Here is a 3310-nt window from a genome sequence, read left to right as displayed (position 1 = left end):
GGCTAACACTTCCCCTTGCCGGGTGTGTAGAGGACTTTCACCTCCAAGTCACCAGCGAGGCCACCACAGCCAAGCTGGTTGCGCTTACGCGCAACGCGCCATGCCTGGCGCACAAGCAAAAGAGCAGCCGAGGCTGCTCAATCTGTTTTGCCGATTATCCCGCGCACCGCGCGGGAATAACCATTTCAATCAACGTTTCTGGGTCAGGGCGCGGCGTTCAAATTCCACGATCCGCTGACGGTAATGCTCGATCGTCTGGGCGGTCAGTACGCTGCGCTGGTCGTCCTTCAGTTCGCCGTTGAGCTCCTGGGACAATTTGCGCGCCGCTGCCACCATCACATCGAAGGCCTGCTTCGGATGACGCGGGCCTGGCAGCCCCAGGAAGAAACTCACCGCCGGGGTGCTGAAGTGGTCGATGTCGTCCAGGTCGAATACGCCCGGCTTGACCGCGTTGGCCATGGAGAACAGGACTTCACCGTTGCCGGCCATGCTTTCGTGGCGGTGGAAAATATCCATCTCACCGAAACGCAGGCCGCTCTCCAGAATGTTCTGCAACAGCGCCGGGCCCTTGAAGCCGGCAGCGTCGCGGCAGATCACGCTGATCACCAGCACTTCTTCAGCTTGCGGTTGTTCTTTGCCGTTGACCGCTGGCGAAGCCTTGGTGTCATCCGGGAAATCGTCGTCGCGGCTGCTGAAGCTCGGGCCGCCGTCCAGATCCAGGCTGAGGTTCATATCGCCCTGGGAAGGTTCGCCGTGGCCACGCTTGCCGCGCTTGGACCCCGACTCGCGAGGCTCGCGGGCCGGCATGCTCACCGACGGCAGATCCTGCTCGTCCAGTTGCGGCTCTTTATGTGTGTCCAGCACGCGCGGCGGGCCCAGCAGCTCGGCGCTGGTGCTGCCTTCCTCGTCTGGCAGGCTGGACAGACTTCGATCAAGACGGAACTTCAGTTTTCCCTTGCCGCCGCGCATACGGCGCCAGCCATCGAAAAGAATACCGGCAATGACAATAATGCCGATGACGATCAGCCACTCGCGCAGACCGATTTCCATGTAATCCCGTGCCTCTATGAAAAATGCTGAAAAATAAGGGGTTTACAACCTGCAAACCGCTTTAAAACGTGGCGCCAACTCTATGTTCTGACAGGCGTTTTGCCCACGTATACGAAAAATTGACATTAAACTAGCACGACCAAAGGTAACTTTACACCGTCTACCACATTGGCTAGCGCGAATATGTCGATTGGCCAGCAAGTCGAAGCCAGTAAAAGAGTCCTACAAACCGTAAACACCCTTTCCTGCAACCACGACTCAGGCATCCACCATTGCCATCGCCTCCTCGACATCCACCGCCACCAGACGTGAGCAACCGGGTTCATGCATCGTTACCCCCATCAGTTGTTCGGCCATTTCCATGGCGATCTTGTTGTGGGTGATATAGATGAACTGCACTGTCTGTGACATTTCTTTTACCAATCGCGCGTAGCGTCCAACGTTAGCGTCATCCAGCGGCGCGTCAACCTCATCGAGCATGCAGAACGGCGCCGGGTTCAATTTGAAGATCGCAAAAACCAGGGCCAATGCAGTCAGGGCTTTTTCGCCGCCGGAGAGCAAATGGATGGTGCTGTTCTTCTTTCCTGGCGGCTGCGCCATGATTGTTACCCCTGTATCGAGTAGATCTTCGCCCGTCAGTTCCAAATACGCGCGGCCTCCACCGAAAACTTTTGGGAAAAGCGCCTGTAAACCGCCATTGATCTGATCAAAGGTATCCTTGAAACGGTTACGGGTTTCCTTGTCGATCTTGCGAATCACGTTCTCAAGGGTATCGAGCGCTTCCACCAGATCGTCGTTCTGCGCATCCAGATAACGTTTACGTTCCGATTGTTGCTGGTACTCATCGATGGCCGCCAGGTTGATCGCGCCCAGACGCTGAATCCTCGCGGCGATACGCTCGAGTTCTTCCTCGGCCTCTTTCTCGCTGGCCTCTGCAGTCAATGTCGCGAGTACGCCGTGGAGATCGTAGCCGTCTTCCAGCAATTGGTCCTGCAAGGTCTTGCGGCGCACGCTCAGGGCTTGCCATTCCATGCGCTGGGTTTCGAGCTGGCTGCGAATCAACTGGGATTGCTGTTCGGCCTGACTGCGACGCTTTTCGGCGTCGCGCAGTTCGCGGTCGGCGTCTTCGAGGGTGATCTGCGCGGTCTTGAGTTCTTCGTCGACGGTCATGCGCTTGTCGAGCAACTCCTCGAGTTTCAGGCGCAGCTCTTCCAGCGGTGCTTCGCCCTCCTCCAGATTGAGGCTCAGTTGCTCGCGTTTTTCCGTCAGCCGCTCGGACTGCATCTCCAGACGCTCCAGCGCCTGGCGCGTGGAATCGTGCTGCGCCTTGAGCGAGCCCAGACGCACCGCCAACTGGTGGGCGTGATCCTTGTGCTGCCGGGCTTCCTGACGTACCCGGTCAAGACGCTCACGCAGGCTGTCGCGCTGGGCCAACAGCAACTCACGCTGCTCGGTGTCCAGCGCCATGCTGTCGAGGGCTTCCTGCAATTGCAGGCGCGCTTCACCGATGTTTTCGTGCTCCAGGGCCCGCTGCTCGTCCAGCTCGGTGAGCTCTTCGTCGAGGCGGCTACGGCGCAGGGTCAATTGTTCGGCCTTGGCTTTGCCGGCGGACAATTGAGCCTTCAATTCACCTTGCTGGCGTGCTTCGTCCTGCAGCAAACGGCGCAAATGTTCGCGACCGTTTTCCTGCTGACGCTGCTGCGCCCTGAGATTCTGCAGCCGGGTTTCCAGGGTTTCGACGGCGGCTTCGCGCTCTTCACGCTCAAGGCCCAGTTGCTGGATTTCCTGACCGCGAGCGAGCACACCGCTTTCCGCTTCACTGGCCCGACGCACCCGCAGGAAATGCCGTCCAACCCAGTAACCGTCACGACTGATCAGGCTCTGCCCGACGGCCAGTTGACCGCGCAAGGCCAAGGCCTGCTCGAGRCTGTCGACCGGCTTGACCTGCCCCAGCCATGGCGACAGATCGAGCTGCGCCTCGACCTTGTCCAGCAGGCTGCCCGGCACCCGTACGCCATCGCTGGACGGGCTGAGCAAACGCAAATCGCCCTGGGCAAACCCGGACAGATCGAAATCGTTGAAGTCGTCCACCAGCACCGCTTGCAGGTCGGCGCCGAGCACGGTTTCCACCGCCAGCTCCCAACCGGCTTCAACCTTCAGGCCTTCGGCCAGGCGCGGGCGATCCGCAAGATTCTGATCGCGCAGCCATTCGGCGGTGCCGGTGCCCGGATCGAGCGCGGCTTGTTGCAAGGCTTCGAGT

The 3310-nt window shown here is 59.5% G+C and carries 2 protein-coding genes; both read right to left on the bottom strand.

Annotated features, from left to right (window positions below):
• Window positions 1-189: 189 nt before the first annotated feature.
• Complete coding sequence (zipA, locus tag ACXRVY_RS21235) at window positions 190-1050, bottom strand: cell division protein ZipA (RefSeq protein WP_223462912.1); 861 nt, start codon at window positions 1048-1050, stop codon at window positions 190-192.
• Window positions 1051-1308: 258 nt separating this feature from the next.
• Window positions 1309-3310: chromosome segregation protein SMC (smc, locus tag ACXRVY_RS21230; RefSeq protein ID WP_458238168.1), on the bottom strand; the 2002-nt coding region annotated here is incomplete at its 5' end.

The organism is Pseudomonas sp. P5_A2_2 (assembly GCF_054177685.1).
The sequence above is the reverse complement of the archived record's forward strand: the minus strand, read 5'-3'. Positions and strand labels throughout refer to the sequence as shown.